The 23,207-nt window shown below is 73.9% G+C and carries 18 protein-coding genes and 2 pseudogenes; 11 read left to right on the top strand and 9 right to left on the bottom strand.

From position 1 onward, the window contains the following. Positions 1-38: 38 nt before the first annotated feature. From ACSNOC_RS01050 to ACSNOC_RS01060, 3 genes are all read left to right on the top strand, one after another. On the top strand, positions 39-2,576 hold the full coding sequence (locus tag ACSNOC_RS01050) for a serine/threonine protein kinase (protein ID WP_436745252.1): 2,538 nt from the start codon (positions 39-41) through the stop codon (positions 2,574-2,576). An 87-nt stretch (positions 2,577-2,663) separates the two neighbouring features. Further along, on the top strand, positions 2,664-4,238 hold the full coding sequence (locus ACSNOC_RS01055; RefSeq protein ID WP_436745253.1) for a succinic semialdehyde dehydrogenase: 1,575 nt from the start codon (positions 2,664-2,666) through the stop codon (positions 4,236-4,238). Further along, on the top strand, positions 4,238-6,115 hold the full coding sequence (locus ACSNOC_RS01060; protein ID WP_436745254.1) for a GMC oxidoreductase: 1,878 nt from the start codon (positions 4,238-4,240) through the stop codon (positions 6,113-6,115). The genes ACSNOC_RS01055 and ACSNOC_RS01060 overlap by 1 nt, the downstream gene beginning before the upstream one ends. Before the next feature lie 451 nt (positions 6,116-6,566). Here the strand turns inward: ACSNOC_RS01060 and ACSNOC_RS01065 are convergent, their stop codons facing one another. Next, positions 6,567-6,833, bottom strand: coding sequence for a chorismate mutase (locus ACSNOC_RS01065; RefSeq protein ID WP_436745255.1), 267 nt, complete (start codon positions 6,831-6,833; stop codon positions 6,567-6,569). Positions 6,834-7,159: 326 nt separating this feature from the next. Between ACSNOC_RS01065 and guaA the strand changes: the two genes are divergently transcribed. Continuing rightward, positions 7,160-8,734 (top strand): glutamine-hydrolyzing GMP synthase, encoded by a 1,575-nt coding sequence (guaA, locus tag ACSNOC_RS01070; protein WP_436745256.1) that lies wholly within the window; start codon positions 7,160-7,162, stop codon positions 8,732-8,734. Positions 8,735-8,925: 191 nt separating this feature from the next. Here the strand turns inward: guaA and ACSNOC_RS01075 are convergent. From ACSNOC_RS01075 to ACSNOC_RS01090, 4 genes and pseudogenes are all read right to left on the bottom strand, one after another. Next, positions 8,926-9,162, bottom strand: a pseudogene (locus tag ACSNOC_RS01075) (cupin domain-containing protein); the annotation flags it as partial. 4 nt (positions 9,163-9,166) lie between these two features. Next, a complete protein-coding gene (locus ACSNOC_RS01080) occupies positions 9,167-9,526 on the bottom strand; it encodes a potassium channel family protein (RefSeq protein WP_436745257.1) in 360 nt (119 codons plus the stop codon). Between the two features lie 27 nt (positions 9,527-9,553). Beyond that, on the bottom strand, positions 9,554-10,255 hold the full coding sequence (locus tag ACSNOC_RS01085; protein ID WP_436745258.1) for a LuxR C-terminal-related transcriptional regulator: 702 nt from the start codon (positions 10,253-10,255) through the stop codon (positions 9,554-9,556). After that, the gene (locus ACSNOC_RS01090) at positions 10,252-11,520 is read right to left on the bottom strand and encodes a PspC domain-containing protein (RefSeq protein ID WP_436745259.1); all 1,269 of its coding nucleotides are present in this window, start codon (positions 11,518-11,520) and stop codon (positions 10,252-10,254) included. The genes ACSNOC_RS01085 and ACSNOC_RS01090 overlap by 4 nt, the downstream gene beginning before the upstream one ends. A gap of 122 nt (positions 11,521-11,642) precedes the next feature. On the opposite strand from ACSNOC_RS01090, the gene ACSNOC_RS01095 reads away from it, so the two are divergent. Continuing rightward, positions 11,643-12,965: a PspC domain-containing protein gene (locus ACSNOC_RS01095; protein ID WP_436745260.1), complete on the top strand. Its 1,323-nt coding sequence runs from the start codon at positions 11,643-11,645 to the stop codon at positions 12,963-12,965. Further along, positions 12,962-13,282, top strand: a complete 321-nt coding sequence (locus tag ACSNOC_RS01100; RefSeq protein ID WP_436745261.1) for a hypothetical protein — start codon at positions 12,962-12,964, stop codon at positions 13,280-13,282. The genes ACSNOC_RS01095 and ACSNOC_RS01100 overlap by 4 nt, the downstream gene beginning before the upstream one ends. Here ACSNOC_RS01100 and ACSNOC_RS01105 read toward each other — a convergent pair. After that, positions 13,208-14,302, bottom strand: a complete 1,095-nt coding sequence (locus ACSNOC_RS01105; protein WP_436745262.1) for an NlpC/P60 family protein — start codon at positions 14,300-14,302, stop codon at positions 13,208-13,210. The genes ACSNOC_RS01100 and ACSNOC_RS01105 overlap by 75 nt on opposite strands. Positions 14,303-14,507: 205 nt before the next feature. Beyond that, complete coding sequence (locus tag ACSNOC_RS01110; RefSeq protein WP_436745263.1) at positions 14,508-15,323, bottom strand: DsbA family protein; 816 nt, start codon at positions 15,321-15,323, stop codon at positions 14,508-14,510. A 101-nt stretch (positions 15,324-15,424) separates the two neighbouring features. Here ACSNOC_RS01110 and ACSNOC_RS01115 point away from each other — a divergent pair, with 101 nt between their 5' ends. Beyond that, on the top strand, positions 15,425-15,775 hold the full coding sequence (locus ACSNOC_RS01115) for a hypothetical protein (RefSeq protein ID WP_436745264.1): 351 nt from the start codon (positions 15,425-15,427) through the stop codon (positions 15,773-15,775). A gap of 19 nt (positions 15,776-15,794) precedes the next feature. On the opposite strand, the gene ACSNOC_RS01120 is transcribed toward ACSNOC_RS01115, so the two are convergent. Beyond that, complete coding sequence (locus tag ACSNOC_RS01120; protein ID WP_436745265.1) at positions 15,795-16,973, bottom strand: NlpC/P60 family protein; 1,179 nt, start codon at positions 16,971-16,973, stop codon at positions 15,795-15,797. 245 nt (positions 16,974-17,218) lie between these two features. Here ACSNOC_RS01120 and pcrA point away from each other — a divergent pair, with 245 nt between their 5' ends. Next, positions 17,219-19,678, top strand: coding sequence for a DNA helicase PcrA (gene pcrA, locus ACSNOC_RS01125; RefSeq protein WP_436745266.1), 2,460 nt, complete (start codon positions 17,219-17,221; stop codon positions 19,676-19,678). Between the two features lie 160 nt (positions 19,679-19,838). Continuing rightward, positions 19,839-20,522, top strand: a complete 684-nt coding sequence (locus ACSNOC_RS01130; protein WP_436745271.1) for a hypothetical protein — start codon at positions 19,839-19,841, stop codon at positions 20,520-20,522. Positions 20,523-20,573: 51 nt separating this feature from the next. Here the strand turns inward: ACSNOC_RS01130 and ACSNOC_RS01135 are convergent. Beyond that, a pseudogene (locus ACSNOC_RS01135) lies at positions 20,574-20,801 on the bottom strand (M23 family metallopeptidase); the annotation flags it as partial. 39 nt (positions 20,802-20,840) lie between these two features. On the opposite strand from ACSNOC_RS01135, the gene ACSNOC_RS01140 reads away from it, so the two are divergent. Next, positions 20,841-21,203 (top strand): hypothetical protein, encoded by a 363-nt coding sequence (locus ACSNOC_RS01140; protein ID WP_436745272.1) that lies wholly within the window; start codon positions 20,841-20,843, stop codon positions 21,201-21,203. 745 nt (positions 21,204-21,948) lie between these two features. Further along, positions 21,949-22,350: a cobalamin B12-binding domain-containing protein gene (locus ACSNOC_RS01145; protein ID WP_436745267.1), complete on the top strand. Its 402-nt coding sequence runs from the start codon at positions 21,949-21,951 to the stop codon at positions 22,348-22,350. Positions 22,351-23,207: the final 857 nt, after the last annotated feature.

A 23,207-nucleotide genomic window follows, 5' to 3' on the forward strand; every position in this document is an offset into this window, starting at 1 on the left:
CGTGCCCGGCGGGGGTTCGCACGCGGTGGGGAGGCATCGTGGACACATACGCGGGTCGGCTGCTGGCCGACCGCTATCGGCTGCCGAGGACTCCTTCCGAGGAGTTCGAGCTCATCGAGTCACGGGCCTTCGACACGGCGAGCGGGCAGGAGGTCCTGGTGCGCCAGGTCCCGCTGCCCGAGATCGTGGACGCCGAGACGCTCGACGGCGACGTCCGCCGGATGCGCCCGCCGATCGCGCGCGGCTACAGCGACCGGGCCACCCGCACGCCCGAGGACCCGGTGGTGCGGCGCGCGGTGGAGGCCGCCGCCGCGGCGGCGCGGCTGCCGGACCATCCCCGGCTGGACCAGGTCTTCGACGTCTTCGTGCAGGGCGACGGCCTGTGGATCGTCAGCGAGCTGGTGCCGGGCAGGCCGTTGGCCGCCGTGCTGGCCGAGGAGCGCCTCGGCCCGTACCGGGCGGCCGAGGTGGCGGCGGATCTGCTCGCCGCCCTGCGGATAGTCCACGCGCACGGCTGGGTCCACCGCAACGTCACGGTCCGCACCGTCATGATCTGCGAGGACGGCCGCGCGATGCTGACCGGCCTGGCGGCCGGCGCGGCCGAGGAAGTGCTGTGCGGGTACGACCCGCTGCCCCCGCCCGCCGGGGTCCCCGAGACGTTCGCCGCCGTGCCGCGACCCGATCCGCCGGGCGGCCGGGAGCAGTTGCCCCCGGGCCGGGGAGACGCGCCCGCGCGCCCGGAGAACGGCGCCCCGCCGCCGTCCGCCGCGCCGCCCGGCGTCCCGTCGCCGGCGCGCCCACAGGGCCCGGGCGTCCTGCCCGACGCGTACAAGCGCTGGGACACCGGTGGTGTGCGGGGCGTCGTGGGGGACGACGGCACCACCGCGCCCCCGCCGCCCGGCGGCGCGGCCGGGCTGGTGGCCCGGGTGCGGCAGCAGGGCGGCTCCCCGCCGGACCGGGACCCGCGCCCCGGGGAGCCGGGCCGGGACCAGGGCCGGGCCGGGCGCGAAGATCTGCCGTCCTCCTGGGACTTCGAGGGCGGCACCGGGGTCCCCGACCGCGCGACGCGCAGCGGCGCCATCGCGGCGTACCGGGCAGGCACCCAGGCCGGTGCCGCGCAGCGCGCGGGCGGCACGAGCCCGACCGAGCTGCCCGGCACCGTCCGGCCGAGCCACCCCGTGCGCACCGGGTGGGAGGCCGCGCCGGCCCGCCCGGACCCCGGCCGGGACCGGCTCCCGGCGCAGGCGCACCGCGCGGACCCGGCCGTGCCGCGCCCGCCGCGGGCACCGGGTGCCGGCGAACCGGCGGCGGAGCGCCGGTACCGGGGCCCGGACACCGCGCGGGCCGCCGAGCGCGCCCGGCAGGCGCGCATCACCACGGTGGGCGCCGTCACCGAGCGCTGGGCGCCGGAGCAGGCGGGCCCGGTGTACGAGCACTGGCGGCTGGCCCCGCCGGTCGGCCCGCCCGCCGACTTCTGGGCGCTGGGCGCGCTGCTCTTTCGCGTGGTGCAGGGGTATCCGCCCTACCCGGAGGAGAGCGCGGCCGAGCTGACCCAGGCCGTCTGCGCCGAGCAGCCCGCGTTCGCGGAGGACTGCGGCGCCCTGCGGCCCATCATCGAGTCCCTGCTGCGGCAGGACCCCACCGAGCGCCCGAGCGCCGAGGAGCTGCGCGGCTGGCTGCGTTCGCTGCTGCGCGGCGCGCCCGAGCCGGAGGTCGGCCGCCACACGGTCACCGCGCCGCCGCCCGCCCTGGAGCCGGGCCGCCCGGCCGACCCGCGGCGGCTGCCGATGCTGCGGCTGCGCGGCGAGCTGGTCGGTCCGCGCCGCCGCCCGCGCCTGCGCACGCCCGGGGGGCCGCGCCGGCTGGGCCAGGTCCTGCTGACGCTGGTGCTGTTCGGGCTGGCCGGGGCCGTCGCCGCCGTGCTCGCGTTCATGTCGGACGACGGCGCGCCGCGCCGCGAGGCGGGCGGCACCCCGCCCTCGCAGGACCCGGCCGAGCCGGAGACGCCGCCGGAGGACGAGGAGCCGGCCGCCCCCACGCCCGAGCCGGAGCCCGACCCCGAGGAGACCGACGACCCGACCAACACCTCCCCGGCCGAGGACGGTCAGCAGCCCGCGCCGCCGCCCGAGGGGTACGAGGTCCGCGAGGACGCCGAGGGCTTCTCGCTCACGGTGCCCGAGGGCTGGCAGCGGCAGGGGATGAACGGCGAGGGCCAGGTCGTCTTCAGCGACGGGAATATCGACATCGTGGTCGTGCCGGGGCGGGACAGCGCCCGGGAGTTCGGCTCGGAGCCGATGGACTACCAGCTCAACCAGCAGCCGGAGCTGGCCGATTACCGGAACTACCAGTTCGGGACGGCCAGCGGGCTGTACGAGCGCCGGGTCGGGGACGCGGCCATGGCGGAGGGCATCTTCGGCTGGCAGGACGACGGCGCCCGGAACTGGATGATCTACAACATGGTGGTGCTGCTGGATGGTGATTATCACATTGTGATGGTCCGCGGACCGGCCGATGAGCAGAGCCGGCTGAGCGAGATCTACGACGTCACGGCGGGCACGTACCGCCTGACGGAGTGACCGGAGCGTTCCTGCCAGCGATCACTGGCGAAAAATTGGGTTACCAATGGGTAGTCATCGGTGGGCGCCCAGTCGTACCCTCCGCCTATGACGACAGCGCAGTCAGACCCTCAGGCCCAGGCCGCCCGAGTGGTCACCAGCGAGCTGGTGGACCTGCTGACCCAGGGCGTCGCGGGCAGTGGCCGCACCGCCTGCCACAGCCCGTTGACCGGTGAGCGTCTCGCCGAACTGCCCGAGGCGACGCCCGACGAGGTGGCGGCGGCCTTCGAGCGCGCCAGGGCCGCGCAGCCGGCATGGGCGGCCCGGTCGCCGCGGCAGCGCGCTGCCGTGCTGCTGCGCTTCCACGACCTTCTGCTGCGCCGTCAGGACGAGGTCCTGGACCTCGTCCAGCTGGAGACCGGCAAGGCCCGGCTGCACGCGCACGAGGAGGTGCAGGCCGTCGCCCTCGCCGCGCGGCACTACGGCCGCAAGGCGCCTGCCTATCTGCGGCCCAAGCGGCACACCGGCGTCTTCCCGCTGCTCACCCAGGTGCGCGAGCTGCGCCACCCGCGCGGGGTCGTCGGGCAGATCTCCCCCTGGAACTACCCGCTGGAGCTCTCCGCCGGCGACGCCCTGCCCGCCTTCGCCGCCGGCAACGCCGTCGTCATGAAGCCCGACACCGAGACCGCGCTGACCGCCCTGTGGGCGCGGCGGCTGCTGATCGAGGCCGGGCTGCCGCCGGAGCTCTGGCAGGTCGTCCTGGGCGAGGGCCCCGTCATCGGCCCCGAGGTCGTCCGGCACGCCGACTACGTGACGTTCACCGGCTCCACCCGCACCGGCCGCCAGGTCGCCCAGGGCGCGGCGGCCCGGCTCATCGGCGTCAGCCTCGAACTCGGCGGCAAGAACGCGATGCTGGTGCTGGACGACGCCGACCTCGACCGCGCGGCGGCCGGCGCGGTGCGCGCCTGCTTCTCCTCGGCCGGGCAGCTCTGCATCTCGGTGGAGCGGCTGTACGTCCACTCCTCCGTCGCCGACGCGTTCCTGCGCCGCTTCACCGAGCGCACCCAGGCGCTGCGCCTGGGCGCCCCGCTGGACTACGGCACCGACGTCGGCTCCCTCTCCTCGCGGGCCCAGCTCGACGCGGTGACCCGGCACGTGGAGGACGCCGTCGCGCAGGGCGCCAAGATCCTCGCGGGCGGCAAGCCGCGCCCCGACCTCGGCCCGTTCTTCCACGAGCCGACGATCCTCGACAACGTGCAGCCCTCCATGCTGGTGTGCGAGGAGGAGACGTTCGGCCCAGTGGTCTCCGTCTACCGCTTCGACGACGACGCCGAGGCGATCGCCCGCGCCAACGCCACCCCCTACGGCCTCAACTCCAGCGTCTGGTCGAAGAACGCCCGCCGCGCCCGCCGCGTCGCCGCCCGGCTCCGCACCGGGACCGTCAACATCAACGAGGGCTACGCCGCCGCCTACGGAAGCGTCCAGTCCCCGATGGGCGGCATGGGCGACTCGGGCCTCGGCCGGCGCCACGGCTCGGAGGGCATCCTCAAGTACACCGAGGCGCAGACCATCGCCCAGCAGCGGCTGATCCCGCTGGAGCCGTCGTTCGGCCTGGACGACCGCCGGTACGCGGCGCTGCTGACGCAGTCCCTGAAAGCTCTCAAAACCCTGAGGTTCCGCTGATGCCAGAGAACACCTACGACTACGACGTGGTGATCGTCGGCTCCGGATTCGGCGGCTCGGTGTCCGCGCTGCGGCTGACCGAGAAGGGGTACAAGGTCGGCGTCCTGGAGGCGGGCCGCCGCTTCGCCCGCACCGACCTCCCCAAGAACTCCTGGGACCTGAAGAACTACCTGTGGGCGCCGCGGCTCGGGCTGTACGGCATCCAGCGCATCCACCTCCTCCGCAATGTCATGATCCTGGCGGGCGCGGGGGTCGGCGGCGGCTCGCTGAACTACGCCAACACCCTCTACGTGCCCCCGCCGGCCTTCTTCCAGGACCGGCAGTGGCGCGACATCACCGACTGGCAGCGGGAGCTGGCGCCGTACTACGACCAGGCCAAGCGCATGCTCGGCGTCCGGCTCAACCCCACCGTGACCCCGTCCGACGTGCATCTGAAGGCGGCGGCCGAACGGATGGGCGTGGGCGACACGTTCCACATGGCGCCGGTGGGCGTCTTCTTCGGCGACCGGCAGGACGCCGACGGCACCCGCACCGCCCGGCCCGGCGAGGAGGTGCCCGACCCGTACTTCGGCGGCGTCGGCCCCGCCCGCCGCGCCTGCACCGAGTGCGGCGAGTGCATGACCGGCTGCCGCCACGGCGCGAAGAACACCCTCAACGAGAACTACCTCTACCTCGCCGAGCGCGCCGGGGCCGAGGTCCACCCGCTGACCACCGTCACCGCGATCACCGAACTCGACGGCGGCGAGGGCTTCCGCATCACCGTCGTGCCGACCAACGCCTCGCCGCGCCGGCGCCGCCGCCTCCAGCGGATGCTGCTCGCCCGCAAGGTCGTCATCGCCGCCGGCACCTACGGCACCCAGACGCTGCTGCACCGGATGCGGGACACCGGCGCCCTGCCGCGCGTCTCCGACCGGCTCGGCACGCTCACCCGCACCAACTCCGAAGCCCTGGTCGGTGCCCGCACCAACCCGCGCCGCTACCGCGCCAAGCACGGCAAGGACGCGGTGCTGGACTTCACCAAGGGCGTCGCGATCACCTCGTCCATCCACCCGGACGAGCACACCCACATCGAGCCGGTCCGCTACGGCAAGGGCTCCAACGCGATGGGCTTCCTGTCCATCAAGCAGTTCCGCCAGGACGGGAAGATGCCCAAGCTCCTGGCGTACGCGCTCACCACCGTGCGCCACCCGCTGCTCTTCCTGATCTCCATGTCGAACCGGAAGTGGTCGGAGCGGACGATCATCGGCCTGGTGATGCAGACCCACGACAACTCCCTGACGACCTTCCGCAAGCGCAAGGGCATCGGCAAGGGGCTGCTCGACGCCGAGCAGGGCCACGGCGCGCCGAACCCGGACCACATCCCCGAGGGCGCCGAGGCGGCGCGGCGGATCGCCGAGGACATCCACGGCTTCGCCGGTACCAACGTCGGCGAGCTGATCGGCACCCCGCTGACCGCGCACTTCCTCGGCGGCTGCCCGATCGGCGCGGATCCCTCCCGGGGCGTGGTGGACCCGTACCACCGGCTGTACGGCCACCCCGGCATCTCGGTCGTCGACGGCTCGGCGGTCTCCGCCAACCTCGGCGTCAACCCGTCCCTGACCATCACCGCGCAGGCCGAGCGCGCCATGTCGCTGTGGCCGAACAAGGGCGAGCCGGACCTCCGCCCGGCCCAGGGCGCCGCCTACGAGTCCCTCCCGGCGATCCCCCCGGTCAACCCGGTGGTCCCCGAGACGGCCTTCGCCGCGCTGCGCCCGCCGGTCGTCCTCCCCGTCCCGGCGGTCCCCCCGGCCCGCGAGGTGCCGGAGCGCGAGAAGGGGCCCGCCCCCCGGGGGAAGGGGAGCGGACCCCGGTCCGATGAGGCGGCGCCTCACGCGTGAATGTGACGAGGCGACAGATGCCCGTCACCCCATAGGACGTGCCGCCGCGACGCGGGGTTGTGCCGTTCGCGATCACGAAAAGGACACGCCACGTCCATACGCCGAGGGGCCCCGGCGCGTCCGGCGCCGGGGCCCCTCGGTCAGCACGGGCGACAGGGCGGCGCCGGTGCTGGGAGAAGCGGCGCCCGGGGGAGGCGCCGCCGCCGTTCGGCCATGATCGTCGCGGAGCGGGCGGCCGGTCCCCGGCGTCCCGGGAACCGGCCGCCCGAGGACGTGACCGGCCTGCTGTCCCCTGCTGCCCGGCCACCGCACCGGAGCGAGGTCCCACGACGCGCGGCCCTCGCCACACCGCGAAGGGCCCGCCCGTCTCATCGCCCCGGGGACACACCGTTCAACGACCTCCGCCGCGAGCCGGTCACGCTCCGTACGGGTGACTCGCTCGCGTGCGCGTTCAGGCCCGGCCGCGGCAGAGTTCGAGCAGCGTCATCGCGAGCTGGGTGCCCTGGCGGCCGAGCGCGTCGCGGTAGCGGCGCAGGACCTCCATCTCGCGGGCGAGGTGGACGCGCCGCTCGCCGGCGGCGACGCGCGCCGCCTGGACCTGTTCGGAGACGGTCACACGCTCCTTGACGAGCTCGATGATGCGGGCGTCGAGCGCGTCGAGGCGCCGCCGCCCCTCGCCGACGACATCGGTGTCCGTGGTGCCGCTGGTGCTGTTCATGGGGTCTCCTCGATCGGTGAGGTCGGGGCCCCGGGCCTTCCCCGGCCGCCGCCCGGCCGACGAAGAACGCCCCGGGCCGCCGCTGATGGGCCCGGGGCGCGAAGGACGTCGCTGGTCAGTCTGGTCAGTGCTGTGCGCAGCGCTCCTCGTGGCAGCCGGCCGGGCCGGTGCCATAGGTAAAGGAGCGGAGGTGCGCGAGGCGGAGCATGCTCGTGAGTATGCCAGCGGAACGGGCCGGGGCCAACCCCGCGCCCGGCCCGCCCGGCGCGGCCCGTCGGTAGACTCGGAGACACTTCAGGGGGAAGGCGAGAAAGGCAGTCTCTTCAGTGGCAGAAACGGACACCGACACGGTCCTCGTGGTGGACTTCGGGGCCCAGTACGCGCAGCTCATCGCCCGCCGCGTGCGCGAGGCCAGGGTCTACAGCGAGATCGTTCCCTCCACCATGCCGGTGGCCGAGATGCTCGCCAGGAATCCGCGCGCGATCATCCTCTCCGGCGGCCCCTCCTCGGTGTACGCCGAGGACGCCCCGGGGATAGACCCCGCCGTCTTCGAGGCCGGGGTGCCCGTCTTCGGCATGTGCTACGGCTTCCAGCTCATGGCCCAGGCCCTCGGCGGCACGGTCGACAACACCGGCGCCCGCGAGTACGGGCGCACGGCGCTGACCGTGACCAAGTCCGGCTCCACCCTCTTCGAGGGCACGCCCGACGAGCAGCAGGTGTGGATGTCGCACGGCGACGCCTGCTCCGCGGCGCCCGAGGGCTTCACCGTCACCGCCTCGACCGGCACCGTGCCGGTGGCCGCGTTCGAGGACGACGAGCGGCGGCTCTACGGCGTCCAGCACCACCCGGAGGTGATGCACTCCACCTACGGGCAGCAGGTGCTGGAGCACTTCCTCTACCGGGGCGCACGGCTCAGCCCGTCGTGGACGACCGGCAGCATCGTCGAGGAGCAGGTGGCCGCGATCCGCGCCCAGGTCGGTGACCGGCGCGCGATCTGCGGGCTGTCCGGCGGCGTGGACTCGGCGGTGGCCGCCGCCCTGGTGAACCGGGCCATCGGTGACCGGCTGACCTGCGTCTACGTCGACCACGGCCTGATGCGCAAGGGCGAGACCGAGCAGGTCGAGAAGGACTTCGTGGCCGCGACCGGCGTGCGGCTCAAGGTCGTGGACGCCGCCGACCGCTTCCTGGAGGCGCTGGCCGGGGTGTCCGACCCGGAGCAGAAGCGGAAGATCATCGGCCGGGAGTTCATCCGGGTCTTCGAGCAGGCCCAGGCCGAGCTGGTCGCGGAGGCGGGCGCGGCGGGCGAGGACGTGGCGTTCCTGGTGCAGGGCACGCTCTACCCGGACGTGGTCGAGTCCGGCGGCGGCACCGGCACGGCCAACATCAAGTCGCACCACAACGTGGGCGGGCTCCCGGAGGACCTGGAGTTCGAGCTGGTCGAGCCGCTGCGGAAGCTGTTCAAGGACGAGGTGCGGATGGTCGGGCAGGAGCTCGGCCTGCCGGAGGAGATCGTCCAGCGGCAGCCGTTCCCCGGGCCCGGTCTCGCCATCCGGATCGTCGGCGAGGTGACGCGGGAGCGCCTGGACCTGCTGCGCGAGGCCGACGCCATCGTCCGCGAGGAGCTGACGGCCGCGGGGCTGGACCGGCAGATCTGGCAGTGCCCGGTGGTGCTGCTGGCCGACGTCCGCAGCGTCGGCGTCCAGGGCGACGGCCGCACCTACGGCCACCCGATCGTGCTGCGCCCGGTCTCCTCCGAGGACGCGATGACCGCCGACTGGTCGCGCCTGCCGTACGACCTGCTGGCGAAGATCTCCACCCGGATCACCAACGAGGTCCCCGACGTCAACCGCGTGACGCTGGACGTCACGAGCAAGCCGCCGGGGACCATCGAGTGGGAGTGACGCCCCGGGCGGATCAGTCCAGGGCGTGACCGCTGGCCGGGCTGATGTGACCCCGGGAGGGGGCTCTTCCCGGCGTCGCCGGAGTTGTCGGTACCGGTCGGTTCGGACATCAGGATCGACGCCCCGGCGGCCGACGACGGCTCGTGCTCGGTGCCGCGCGGCACGGTGAGGACCGCGCCGCGCGGCGGGGTGACGGTCCGTCCGGCGCCGTCCTCGCCCAGCGCGATCGTCAGCTCGCCGTCGAGGACGCGGAAGACCTCGCCGGTGTGCTCGTGGGTGTGCCGGACGGAATCGCCGCGGATCCTGGCGATGCGGACGTCGTAGTCGTTGACCTGGCCCGCGATGCGCGGGGCGAAGACCTCGTCGAACGCGCCGGGGGCGGCGTACCGGCCGACCGGCCCGGCCGGTGTGCCGTTACCTGTGGTCATGGGATCACGGGTTCCCGGCCCCGTCCGGTCCCCGCCGGGCCGCCTGCCGCCGCTTCGCCGCCGCCTCGGTGAGGAGCCCGGCGACGGCGACGAAGAGGCTGACGGTGCTGAGCGCGTACGCCATGGTGAACACCTTGGACAGCGCCGTGCTCGGCGCCAGGTCGCCGTAGCCGATGGTCAGGCCCGTGGTCACCGCGAAGTACACGCTGTCCAGCCAGGGCCAGCCCTCGTGCAGCCGGTAGAAGACGGCGGCGGTGGCCACGGTCAGCACCAGCGTCACCGCCAGGCCGCGGAACGCCGGGTCCCGCCAGGCCCACCGCACGGCGGCCACGAGCTGGGCGGCCAGCACCGCGAATCCGAACATGCCGTCAGTCTGCTGGCGGCACCGGGGTCAGACCAGGCGGCGGGCCGTGGCCCAGCGGGTGAGCTCGTGGCGGTTGGAGAGCTGGAGCTTGCGCAGGACCGCCGAGACGTGGCTCTCGACCGTCTTCACCGAGATGAACAGCTCCTTGCCCACCTCCTTGTAGGCGTACCCGCGCGCGATCAGGCGCAGCACCTCGCGCTCCCGCTGGGTCAGGCGGTCCAGGTCCTCGTCGACGGGGGCGGCCTCGGAGGACGCGAAGGCGTCGAGGACGAATCCGGCCAGGCGCGGCGAGAAGACGGCGTCGCCGTCCGCGACCCGGAAGACGGCGTCCACCAGGTCGGTGCCGGTGATCGTCTTGGTGACATAGCCGCGGGCGCCGCCCCGGATCACGCCGATCACGTCCTCGGCGGCGTCCGACACCGACAGTGCCAGGAAGCGCACCGGCCGCTGGGGCGCGGACATCAGCTCCGTGCTGCGGCGCAGCACCTCCACCCCGCCGCCGCCCGGCAGGTGGACGTCGAGCAGCACCACATCGGGTCGCGTCGCCTTGATGACGCTCACCGCCTGGTCCACGTCGCCCGCCTCGCCGACGACCTCCACGCCCGTCTCCTCGGTCCGGCCGATCTCCGCCTGGACTCCGGCGCGGAACATCCGGTGGTCGTCGACCAGCACGACGCGGGCCCGGCGCGCGTCCGGCTGGTCCTGGGTGCCGTTCATTCCGATCGTCATTCCGATCGCTCCATCGTCAGCTCCACCTCTGTGCCCTCGCCCGGTGTGGACCGTACCCGCGCGGAACCGCCGTTGCGCTGCATCCGGCCGACGATGGACTCCCGCACGCCCATCCGGTCCGCCGGCACCGCGTCGGGGTCGAAGCCGGGCCCGCGGTCGCGGACCGACACGAAGACGGTACGCCCCTCGACCTCCGCGAACACCCGCACCGGGCCGCCCTCGCCACCGTACTTGGCGGCGTTCACCATCGCCTCGCGGGCCGCCTGGAGCTGCGCGGCCAGGCGCTCGTCCAGCGGGCAGTCGCCCACGCACACCACCTCGATCGGGATCCCGTGGTGGTCCTCGACCTCGGCGGCCGTGGCGCGGACCGACTCCGCGAGCGTGGCCGGCGTGCCGTCCTCCTCGGCGGAGCCGGGCCGTTCGGCCGACTTGTACAGCCAGAGGCGCAGGTCCCGCTCCTGGGCCCGGGCCAGGCGGGCCACCTCGCGCGGGTTCTCCGCGTTGCGCTGGATCAGGGTGAGGGTGTGCAGCACCGAGTCGTGGATGTGGGCCGCCACCTCGGCGCGCTCCTGGGCGCGGATGCGCATGGTCCGCTCCTCGGAGAGGTCCTGCACGATCCGCACCAGGTACGGGCCGGACAGCAGCGCGATGCCGACGACGACGGCGACCGACGCCTGGAACACCAGGCTCAGGCTCTGCGTCGCCTCGGCCGGGTGCAGCCCGATCACGAACGTGCCCACGCCCAGGGCGACCAGCACGGCGCCGGCCGCGCTGCGCAGCAGCGGCAGCCAGCGGCTGTCGCGGGTGGCCGCGGCCCAGTGCGCGCGGCGCGAGTTGTCCGCCTGCCGCCAGACGACGGCCGCGCCGACGCCGATGATCAGCAGCGGCCACAGGTACGTGTCGCTGATGGGGAACTGGACGTTGGTCGCGAGCACGCCCAGCGCGCAGGCCAGCACCAGGAAGGCGAACAGCCGCCGCTTGTGCGGGCGCCGCAGCAGGCTGCGCAGCGCCGGACCGGCCGGGGCGGCGGGCCGCAGCGGGGCGCCGAGCGGGACGACGAACCAGAAGATGCCGTACAGCAGCACGCCCAGGCCGTTGGAGAGCACCAGCGCGAAGAAGAGGAGCCGCACCCACGAGACCGGCACCGCCAGGTGCCCGGCCAGCCCCTGCGCCACGCCGCCGAGCCAGCGGCCCTCCGCGCTGCGGTACAGCTTGCGCACGGATGCCTCGTCCGGGGCGGCGGCGGCCGGGGGGGCGGTGGTCATGTCCCGATCGTCACACGGCGGGGCGGCCCGGCACATCAGGGTTCTTCCCCCAGCGAAGCTCAGGGATCGGTCGGGGGCGGCCCCGGATTCCCGTGTGGTCCGGCTGCGTCACCATGGTGGGCATGACCGACCACCTCACCACCGGGCCGGGGCCGGCCGTGGGTGGGTCCGTGCCCGATCCCGGACCCACCCGCAGCCGGCGTCACAAGGTGATCGGCGGCGTCTGCGGGGGGTTCGGCCGGCACTACCACCTCGACCCGGTGATCTTCCGGGTCCCGCTCGCGGTGATCTCCGTCGTCGGCGGCCTCGGCTTCGTGGCCTACGGGCTGGCCTGGCTGCTGATCCCGTTCGAGGGCGAGGAGGAGAACGAGGGCCGCCGCCTGCTGTCCGGGCGCGTGGAGGGGCCGGGGCTGACGGCGCTGCTGTTCATCGTGGCGGGCTGCGGTCTGCTGCTGGCCTCGCTGGGCAACCAGGGCGCGGCCACCTGGTTCTCCGTCATGGTCCTGGCGGCGCTGGCCGCCGCCGCCCGCTGGTCGCGGCGGCGCGAGGCGGCGGGCGCGGGCGAGGCCGGCGGCGCGCAGGTCGTCGCGGAGGCACCGCCCGAGGCCCAGGCGCCGCCCGCGCCCGCGAGCCCGTCGTGGTGGCAGGACCCGGCGGCGGGCGGCTACCTGTGGGGCCCGGCCGACGCCCGGCCCGGCGACGACCGGCCGGTGCCGTCGCCCGTCCTCGCGCCGGGCGACCCCACGGGCGGCGTGTGGGCGCCGCGCGAGGCGGCGGACCCGCCCGTGCCCGCCGCGGAGCAGCGCGAGTTCCGCCTCGGCGGGCTGGTGCAGCTCCTGGCCGCGCTCGCCTGCGTGACCGGCACCGCCCTGGCGTGGGACGAACCGCTGGGCACCGCGCTGGTCGTCGGCCTGTCCGCCGCCCTGGCCGTCTACGGCGCCGGGCTGGTCGTCAGCGCCTTCGCCGGCCGGATCGGCGGCGGCACGATCGTCGCCGTGGTGCTGACCGGCGCCCTGCTGGCGGGCGCCGCGGCGCTGCCCGACAGCATCACCACCGGCTGGGCCAGCCCCCAGTGGCGGCCGGCGAAGGTGGCGGAGGTCCGGGACGGGTACGAACTCGGCACCGGGGACGCGGTGCTCGACCTGTCCGCGCTCGACCTGCCCGCCGACCGGACGCTGCGCACCGCCGTGGAGGCGGGGGCCGGGCAGCTCAGGATCGTCGTGCCGCACCACGCGGAGGTGACCGTGCACACGGAGATCGGCATGGGCGCGTTCCACTACGAGGCGCTGTCGCCCGCCGCCGTGGGCCGCCCGGACCACTCCTGGGGCGGCATGGGCGAGGAGCGGTCGGAGACGTACCCGCCGGAGCCGGGTGTGGAGCCGTCCGGCAGGGTGGAGCTGCGGGTGGAGATGGGCATCGGCCATGTGGTGGTGGAGCGGCCGTGACCGGGGGGAACGTGCCGCCGCGGCGCCACCGCTTCGAGCCCGCCCGGCTGGTCCTCGGGCTGGCGCTGATCGCGATCGCCGCCGTGCACCTGCTGCGGGTGACCGGGCGCGGCGAGGTGCCGCTGCCCGTGCTGGCCGCGCTGCTGCCCGCCGCGCTGCTGCTGGCGGCGGCGGTGGCCGTGGTGGTGTTCGCGGCCCGCCGCGCCCGTGCCAGGGCCCGCGCCGCGCGGGCCCCGGCCGTCTCACGCGGGGCGGGTGGCGGCGGCGATCGGCATGGAGTCGACGGGGGCCAGGCGGACCGGGGTGCCGGGTCGTGAGGCGTGGATGATCTGGCCGCCGCCGACGTACATCCCGACGTGGCTGATGCCGGAGTAGTAGAACACCAGGTCGCCCGGGGCGAGTTCGTCGGGCGAGACCCGGGTGCCCGCGCCGACCTGGCGGTAGCTGGTGCGGGGCAGCGAGACTCCGGCGGCGCGCCACGCGGCCTGGGTGAGCCCGGAGCAGTCGAACGCGTCGGGCCCGGACGCGCCCCAGCCGTAGGGCTTGCCGAGCTGGGCGTAGGCGAATGCGACGGCCGTCGCGGCGCGGTCGGAGGGGGCGGCGGCCAGGTCCGCCGCGCGCGGGGCGGCGCGGCCGGCGCGCTCGCCGCCGGGGGCGGTCTCCTCGCCGAGCAGCCGCTCGCGCTCCTCGGCGGTGCGGGTGGCCAGCAGGTCCTCGGCCTCGGCGAGCTTGGTCTCGACCGTCTCGCGCTGGTCGTCGGCCCGCCGCCGGGCGTCCGCGAGGGCGTCGGCCTGCTCGGACGCCTCGGTCCGCAGCCGCTGGATGTCCCGCAGCCGGCCCTCGATGTCCCGCACGGCGCGGGCCTGCCGGTCGCCGGCGCGGTCGATGCGCGCGACCCGGTCGAGGAACTCGTCGGGCTCGGACGACAGGGCCAGCCGCAGCGACGGGGGCAGCCCGCCCGCCCGGTACTGGGCACCGGCCCGTGAACCGAGCGCGTCGCGGGCGGCGTTGAGGTCCTCGGTGCTGCGGGCGGCCCGGTCGCGCAGCCGGTCGAGCCGCTCCTCGGCGCGCCGGACGGCCTCGGCGGCGGCGTTGTACTCCTCGGTCGCCTCCTCGGCCTCGCGGTGCAGGGTGTCCACCCGCTGCTCGATCTCCGCGAGCGTGGGCTCCGGCTCGGCGGCGGCGGTGCCGCCCAGGGCGGCGGCGGACGCGGCCCCGGCGAGGGTGAGGGTCGCCGCGGTGCGGAAGGCGCCGGGCCCGGCCGCGGGCGGGGACGGCTGAGGTTTCTTCCGGTGGCCGGGCCTGAACCACAAGCGTTGCCTACGATGCTGAGCCATGGCCCCGCAGGCTAAACCGGGCGGGGCCCGGGACACGGCCGCACGACCGGCATTGGTGGCAATCGTCCGCAGGAGGGGGCAAGGTGACCGTTTGGTGCGTCTTCCGGAACGGTCGGTGACGGCTCCTGATCGGTGCGTGACGGACCCGATCGGCCCGCCCGAACGGCCCGCTGTCGTCCCGTTCGCCGTCCCGTCTGTCGTCCCGTCAGTCGTCCCGCGCCGCCGCGGCCAGTTGGTCGATCATGTCGCGGAAGTCCTCGACGGGCCGGGCGCCCTGGAGGGGCTGGCCGTTGACGAGGAACGAGGGCGTGGTGGTGACCCCCAGGTCGAGCGCCTCGTCCGCGTCCCGGCCCACCGCCTCGCCCGCCTCCTCCGACTCGGTGTCCGCCGCGAACCGGTCGAGGTCGGGAACGCCCGCCTCGGCCGCCAGCTCCCGCAGCCCCTCGGCGGAGAACCGGCCGCTGTCCCGGTTGAACTCCTCGCCGAACGCGACCGCGTGGAACTCCCAGAACCTGCCCTGCTGCCCGGCCGCCCACGAGGCGCGGGCGGCGGCGTCGGACTCCGGGCCGTTGATCGGGAAGTTGCGGAACTCGATGCGCAGGACGCCGGATTCCACGTACTCCTCGACCAGCCGGTCGTGGGTCTCGCGGGCGTGGATGCCCGCGAAGGCGTCCTGGAAGTCCGCGTACTCGATCATCACCACCGGGGCGTCGGCGTCCCCGATCGCCAGCGGATCACCCGCCTCCCGGCGGGCCAGCTCCAGCGCCGGGTGGTCGGACGGCAGCGGCTCGACCACCTGCTGCCCGTCCGTCCCGGCCGCCGGGTCGTCGCCGCCGTCCCCGGAGGACGACAGGGCCGACAGCGCGCCGACGGCCAGCACGCACACCAGCGCCACGGCCAGCACCCCGGCCGCGAGCCGCCGCCGGCCGGTCTCCCCGCCGCCGCCCCGCGCCGGTCGCCGGCTCCCGGCGGCGGCCTTGGGCTTGCTCTTCCTGGGCTTCCGGGTCCGTGATACGGGCATGGGGCCAAGACTAGGGCGTGTTCCCGCGGATCTTCGCGGGGTCATGTGGGGGACGGCGGAGGGAGGGAAGCCCGTAACGGGCCGCCGGTACACTCCGCGCCATGGACATGCTGATCACGGTATTCGTCGTTTTACATTTCATCGGCTTCTTGGTCCTGCTCGCCGACATGGCACTCCAGTTGCCCGCCGCCATGGACGGAAAAGCGCGGATGAGACCCGCGATGCGCTTCGGCGCGGCGGGCGCGCTGCTGACGGGCATCGTGCTGGTCGCCCTCAACCAGGCGGACGATCAGGACCTCAACAACGTCAAGCTCGCCGTCAAACTGGGCGTGGTCGTCCTCGTCCTCGCGCTGATCTACGTCAAGCGTGACGAGGAACGCGTCCCCAACTCCCTGTTCGCCGCGGTCGGCGCGCTGACCATCGGCAACATCCTGATCGCCTTCCTGTGGTGACCGGCGGCGGCCGGCCCGCTCAGGCGGGCCGGACCGCGCTGTGGAAGGGCATGTAGTCGACCGACTCGACCTTGACCACGTCGCCCGGCTTGGGCGCGTGGATCATCAGGCCGTCCCCGATGTACAGGCCGACGTGGCTGATGTCGGAGTAGAAGAAGACCAGATCGCCCGGGCGGAGGGCGTCCCGGGACACCTGGGTGCCGATGTTCACCTGGTCCCAGGTGACGCGCGGGATGTCCACGCCGGCCGCGCGCCAGGCGGCCTGCGTCAGCCCTGAACAGTCGAAGGAGTTCGGCCCGGTGGCGCCCCAGACGTACGGCTTGCCCAGCTGGGCCTCCGCGAACGCGATCGCCGCCTCCGCCGAACCCGACACCTCGCCGCCGATGTCCCCGAGGTTGCCGCCGCTGCCGCCCCCGGCCTGCTCCCCCGCCTCGCGCTCGGCCGCCTCGCGCTCCTCCTGCGCCCGGCGCGCCTCCTCGGCCAGGCGCTCGGCCTCCTCGCGCTCCAGCCGTTCCAGCTCCGCGAGTTCGGCTTCCTCCTCGTCGGTGAGCTGCTCCAGCAGCTCCCGCGCCTCGGTCAGCTTCTCCTGGACCGTCCGCTCCTGCGTGGCCAGCTCCGCCTCGCGCGCCTCCAGTTCGGCCAGCGCCTCGGTGGCCTCCTCCCGCTGCGCGTCCGCCTCGTCGCGCCGCTCGGTGAAGTCGTCGACGGCCTGCTGCTGCACCTCGGTGAGCCGGTTGAGGGTGTTCTGGGTGTCGAAGAAGGACTTCGGGTCGGGCGCGAGGATCAGCGCCGCGGTGTCCGACAGCCCGCCGCCGAGCCGGTACTGCGCGGTGGCGAACGTGCCCAGCACCCGGCGGGCCTCGTTGACCTGCTCGGTCGCCGCCGCGGCCTCGTCCATCAGCGCGTCCGCGACCTCCTGCTGCCGGTCGGCGGCCTCCTGGGCCTCGTTGTAGTGCTGGGTGGCGGTGCCGGCCTCCCGGTACAGCTCGTCGACCCGCTCCTGGACCTCGACCGCGCGCTCGTGCGCCTCGTCGGCCCGGTCCCGTTGCTCCTCGATGGCGGTGGAGTCGTCGTCGGCACGCGCGGTCGAGCCGAAGAGCGTCGCGGAGGCGAGTGCCAGCACGCCGACGCCGACGGCGCCGCGGCGCGCGGCGAACGCGGTGAGAAAGCCGGCGCGCGGCTTGCGGTGCGTACCCAAGGCCGGTCCCTCCTTCGCTGTTTAACGGGCCGGTAATGAAGCGCCTGGCGCTGCACGCTAACCATTCGGTGCGGCTTTTGGGAAGGCCGTTGCGCGATCCGGCCGAAACCATTTCGTGACCGGAGGCGGTACCGGAGACGGCTCACGGTGCCGCGTGTGTCACTCCTCACACCCGATGCGCGCGGGGCGACCGCTCCCGCCGTCCCGGCCCACCGGCCCGCCCGGCGGCCTAGACTCGGTCAGCGATGAGCGGCCTTTTCGATGACAACGCGCTGGCGAACCTCGCCCCCTTTCCCGCCCCGGGCGACGAGGAGCCGCCCCCCGAGCCCGGTTCCGGGACGGAGCCGGAGCCGGAGGCGGCCCCGGACGACATCCCGGACGACCTGTTCGCCGGGACCTTCGCCGAGCCGAAGCGGGCGGACGAGGACGCGTTCTACCGCAACGGCGCCCACCGCCCCGTCACCGACCCGGCCGCCCTGCTGAACGGGCTGAACGAGCAGCAGCGCGCCGCCGTCACCCACAGCGGATCGCCGCTCCTCATCGTGGCGGGCGCCGGCTCCGGCAAGACCCGGGTGCTCACCCACCGCATCGCGTACCTGCTGGCGGCCCGCTCCGCGCACCCCGGGCAGATCCTGGCGATCACCTTCACCAACAAGGCCGCCGGGGAGATGAAGGAGCGCGTCGAGGAGCTGGTCGGCCCGCGCGCGAACGCGATGTGGGTGATGACGTTCCACAGCGCCTGCGTGCGGATCCTGCGCCGCGAGAGCAAGCTCCTCGGCTTCACCTCCAGCTTCTCGATCTACGACGCCGCCGACGCCAAGCGGCTGATGGCCCTGGTCTGCCGCGACCTGGACCTCGACCCGAAGCGGTTCCCGCCCAAGTCGTTCAGCGCCAAGATCTCGAACCTGAAGAACGAGCTGATCGACCCCGAGGACTTCGCGGGGATGGCGAGCGACGGGTTCGAGAAGACCCTCGCCGAGGCGTACGCGCTCTACCAGTCGCGGCTGCGCGAGGCGAACGCGCTGGACTTCGACGACATCATCATGACCACCGTCCACCTGCTCGACGCGTTCCCCGACGTGGCCGAGCACTACCGGCGCCGCTTCCGCCACGTCCTGGTCGACGAGTACCAGGACACCAACATCGCGCAGTACACGCTGATCAAGCACCTGGTGGGCGAGCAGGACCCGGCCGAGCTGTGCGTCGTCGGGGACGCCGACCAGTCGATCTACGCCTTCCGCGGCGCGACCATCCGCAACATCCTCCAGTTCGAGCAGGACTACCCGGACGCGACGACCCTGCTGCTGGAGCAGAACTACCGCTCCACCCAGACCATCCTCTCCGCCGCCAACGCCGTCATCGCGCGCAACGAGGACCGCCGCCCGAAGAACCTGTGGACCAACGAGGGCGCCGGCGCCCGCATCATCGGCTACGTCGCGGACACCGAGCACGACGAGGCGCAGTTCGTCGCGGACGAGATCGACCGGCTCTCCGACGCGGGCGACGCCCGCGCCGGCGACGTCGCCGTCTTCTACCGCACCAACGCCCAGTCCCGTGTCTTCGAAGAGGTCTTCATCCGCGTCGGCCTGCCGTACAAGGTCGTCGGCGGCGTCCGCTTCTACGAGCGCCGCGAGGTCCGCGACGTCCTCGCCTATCTGCGGGTGCTCGCCAACCCCGAGGACACCGTGCCGCTGCGCCGCATCCTCAACGTGCCCAAGCGCGGCATCGGGGACCGGGCCGAAGCCATGATCGAGGCGCTGGCGCTGCGCGAGCGCGTCTCGTTCGCCCAGGCGCTGCGCCGCGTGGACGAGGCGTACGGGATGGCGGCCCGTTCCGTCAACGCCGTCAAGCGGTTCAACGTCCTGCTGGAGGAGCTGCGCACGGTCGTGGAGTCCGGCGCCGGACCGGCCACCGTGCTGGAGGCCGTCCTCGAACAGACCGGGTACCTCGCCGAGTTGCAGGCGTCCACCGACCCGCAGGACGAGACCCGGGTGGAGAACCTCCAGGAACTGGCGGCCGTGGCCCTGGAGTTCGAGCAGGAGCGCGGCGGCCCGGACAACCCCGGCACGCTCGCGGACTTCCTGGAGCAGGTGGCGCTCGTCGCGGACTCCGACGAGATCCCCGACGACGCGGACGGCGGCGGCGTGATCACGCTGATGACGCTGCACACCGCCAAGGGCCTCGAATTCCCCGTCGTCTTCCTCACCGGCATGGAGGACGGCGTCTTCCCGCACATGCGCAGCCTCGGCAAGACCAAGGAACTGGAGGAGGAACGGCGGCTCGCCTACGTCGGCATCACCCGCGCCCGGCAGCGGCTGTACGTCACGCGGTCCGCGCTGCGCAGCGCGTGGGGGCAGCCCCAGCACAACCCGCCGTCGCGGTTCCTCGACGAGATCCCCGAGCAGTACGTGGAGTGGCGCCGCACCGGCGGCACGGCCACCGCGCCCGCCCCGTCCGCCGCGTCGTCGGCCGCGGTCGGCTCGCGCGGACAGCGGCGCGGCGCGGGCGGGTTCGCCACCGGGCGGATGACCGACCGGCCGGTCGTCGCCCTCGCGCCGGGGGACCGGGTCACGCACGACAGCTTCGGCATGGGCACGGTCGTCTCCGTGCAGGGCAGCGGGGACCGGGCGGAGGCCACCATCGACTTCGGCGGCGACAAGCCCAAACGGCTGCTGCTCCGCTACGCCCCGGTGGAAAAACTCTGATGACCACCCTGTAGTGTCGCCGCTGTGTCACAGCCCGGGGAAAAGGCTTGTGGACGGGCCCGCGGGGGCGATGAGATGCCCATGGCACTGTGCGTACTCCACGATCGCCGCATCTGTCCCCGGAGTACGTACTACCTGAGATTCCCAGGGGGAACACACCATGAGCCAGCCCTGGCAGCAACAGCCGGACGGCGGATACGGACAGCAGCCGCACCAGCCGGGCGGCTATGGCCAGCCCAACCCGTACGGCCAGACGCAGCCCTACGGACAACCGCAGCCGTACGGCCAGCCGCCGCAGCAGGGCTACGGCTATCCGCCGGGCCAGCCGCAGTACGGCTACCCGGCGCCCCCGCCCGGCGCCGGGCGCCAGAACAACGTGGCGCTGGCCATCGTCGCCGCCCTCGCCGCCGCGATCATCGCGGGCATCCTGTACGGCTTCATCTACGACGGGATGTTCGACGAGGAGAAGGGCGAGTTCACGCAGATCAGCTACATCTCGCTGGCCATCGGCGCGGCCGTGGGCGTCGGCCCGGCGTTCCTCGCCCGGGGCAACTGGGGCGCGTACCTGGTGGCCGCCGCGCTGGGCCTGGTGGCGGCGATCTTCGGTGAGCTGTTCGGCACGGCCATGGTGATGAGCGAGTACCTGTACGCCGGCGGCGTCGACCCGTTCACCGGTATGGAGATGGAGAAGCTCAGCGGCATCGAGGTTCTCTTCCAGAAGTTCGAGGACACCTGGGACGCCTGGGAGAACACCAACGAGACGGCCAACTACTTCTTCCTGGCCCTCGCCCCGGTCGGCGCGATCGCGCTGTGCACGAGCGTGCAGCGCAAGCGCGGGTTCTGACGCGGACGACGCGAGACGACGCGCGACGGAAACGGAAAGAGGCCCGGTGGAGGTGCCGGAGTTGCCCGAGTAGGCGATGACGGTCCCCGCCTGGACCGAGCCGGAGGTGTAGACCGTGCTGCTCAGGTGCGCGTACCAGGTCTCGGTGCCGTCCGGGGCGGTGAGGATCATCATGTTGCCGTAGCTGGGGTGCCACTGGGTGGTGACCGTGCCGTCCGTGGCGGCCCGGACCGGAGTGCCGTAGCTGACGGGGAAGTCGATGCCGGTGTGCGTGGACATCCAGTTGATGCCCGACTGGCCGAAGTAGGCGCTGAGCCCGTGCTGTTCGACCGGGAGGAAGAACTTCTGCCGCTCGGCCTCCCGGCGGGCCGCCTCCTCGGCGGCGGCCTGGGCCTCGGCCTCCTGCTGCGCCTCCAGGTCGATGCGGCCCTGGGTGCGGCTGGCGCGGTCCGCGTAGTCGTCGGCGGCGGCCGAGAGGCTGGCGAGCTGGGTGTCGAACTCCTCGTTGGCGGCGACCGGTTCGGCCTCGGCCGGGTCGGGCGCGGCGACGGGGGCGGGCTCCGGGGCGGTGCTGTGACCACCGGAGACGGTCGCCGCGGTGGCGACGGCGGTGACGCCCAGGACGGCGAGGGAGGGGGCGGCGACGCTCAGGAACGCGGACCGGCGGGGCCGCATCCGTGACGGCCGCCGCCGCGACCGGCGCTGGGCGCGCGGCCCGGGAACGGCGGCGGGCTCGGGATCAGGCTCGGGTCCGGGGTCGTACTCCGGCTCGGCGGCGGCTTCCGGCTCCGGTTCGGGCTGGTGCTCCGGCCCGGGTACCGGCTGCTGATAGGCGTACCCGGTCTCGTCATACCCGTCGTATGCGGAGGTGTAGTGCGGATCCGCCGCGACGTGCTGTCCCGGGTCCCAGCCGCTGGTCTGTTCCCCGTACCACGGGGCGGCCTGTTCCTGCCGGCCGTGATCCATCCACTGCTGATCCATTGTGCCCCAGTAGTGGGTGGTGGCCTGGTCGTAGTGCGGGTCGCCGTGGCCGTAGGCGGGGTCGAGCAGGTCGTGAGCGGCGTAAGAGCCGATGCCGGAGTGATCCGAGTGGTCGGAGAGATCCGACAACAGACGATCGCTCACCGATTACGCCTTTCGGCTCGACAACAGGAGCAGGGGTGGGGGCCCGGCGGCTGCAGTGCGGCGACTGTACCTGGCGGTACGCTTCGGCCACAATCTTTCGCGGCCTGTTCGCGGGTTTCGAGCGTCAAGAACCGGGCAATAGGCCGCCTTTCGGCGGGCGCGCGCATGATCACGTCACAACTCGTTCGATTGTCGTTCGAGGCGGGGCGCGGCGGCGCGGGGTGTGATTTCCCCCTCTGAGTCTGCCGCGAGGCCGGTGGTGTGAGGGATCCTGTGTGCCATCGTCCTTGGGAGGCTTCAGATGGGTGTTTCGGGTCCGATTCGCGTCGTGGTGGCCAAGCCCGGTCTCGACGGTCACGACCGAGGGGCCAAGGTCATCGCCCGGGCGCTGCGCGACGCCGGCATGGAGGTCATTTACACGGGGCTGCACCAGACCCCGGAGCAGATCGTGGACACCGCGATCCAGGAGGACGCGGACGCCATCGGCATGTCCATCCTCTCCGGCGCGCACAACACGCTGTTCGCGCGCGTCATCGAGCTGCTGAAGGAGCGGGACGCCAGCGACATCACGGTCTTCGGCGGCGGCATCATCCCGGAGGCGGACATCCCCCCGCTGAAGGCGGCGGGCGTGGCCGAGATCTTCACCCCCGGCGCCCCGACCGGCGACGTGGTGAACTGGATCAGGGAGCACGTCCGCGCCTAGGGCCTGTCTTCCGGATCGTGGGGGCACCTCCCGGACGCCGGTCCGGGGGAGGATCAGGCCGCGGGGTCTGGCTCCCCCGGGCCCCCCGGGGGGCCCGGGAGGTACCCCCATGCGCCGGCAAGGCGCCGGATCGCAGCTCGTACGGTGGGGGCACCTCCCAGCCGCCGGGCTGGGGGAGTGTCGTGGCCCCGCGAAGACCCGGAAGACAGGCCCTAGCGCACCGGCAGTGCGCGCCCCCCGGACGGTGCGGGCCGCGACGCGGCGCCTCGCCCGGCCGACACGCATGTCCGGCCACGCGAGTCGTTCGGACATGGCCAGGCCCTGGCGGGCTGGGGTGCGGCGTCGAAGGGGACGCGTCCGGTCCGTCTCCCGCGGGTGCGCGCGATCGCACGGCGCCGGATCGTCCTCGTGGGGGAGCGGTGGGGGATTCGGCAACGCGGGTGAGCGTGTGTGCCGGACGCCGTGGGCGGCGCGGCCTCGTCCAGGACGGGCCCCGGGCCGGGTCCGGAGCGTGTGCCCGCTGTGGCCGCTCGGGTGCCGGCGCCATGGTTGTCCGGGGCGGAGTGGTGTCTGCGCCGGTGCCGTCGCTGTCGCGGCGGGGGCGAAGCCGCCGTGGCTTCCGCCTGATCCGGCGCGAACCGTCAGACAGGGCCTGGCTGTCTTGAACGGGGTCCGTCGGCGCAGGGGGCGTCCGGCTGCCCATGGCTCCCCCCTGGTCCTCGGGGGCCTCCCAGGTACCGCCGGGGTTCTCCCGAGGACGAGGTCGGGGGGAGTACGCGGGTGATGCGGCAACGCGGCGAGCGTGCGAGCGGGACGCCGTGGGCAAGGGGCCTCTACCGAGGGGTTCCTGTCTCTTA

Origin of the sequence: Streptomyces sp. URMC 129 (assembly GCF_051386415.1) — a bacterium.
Taxonomy (GTDB): domain Bacteria; phylum Actinomycetota; class Actinomycetes; order Streptomycetales; family Streptomycetaceae; genus Streptomyces.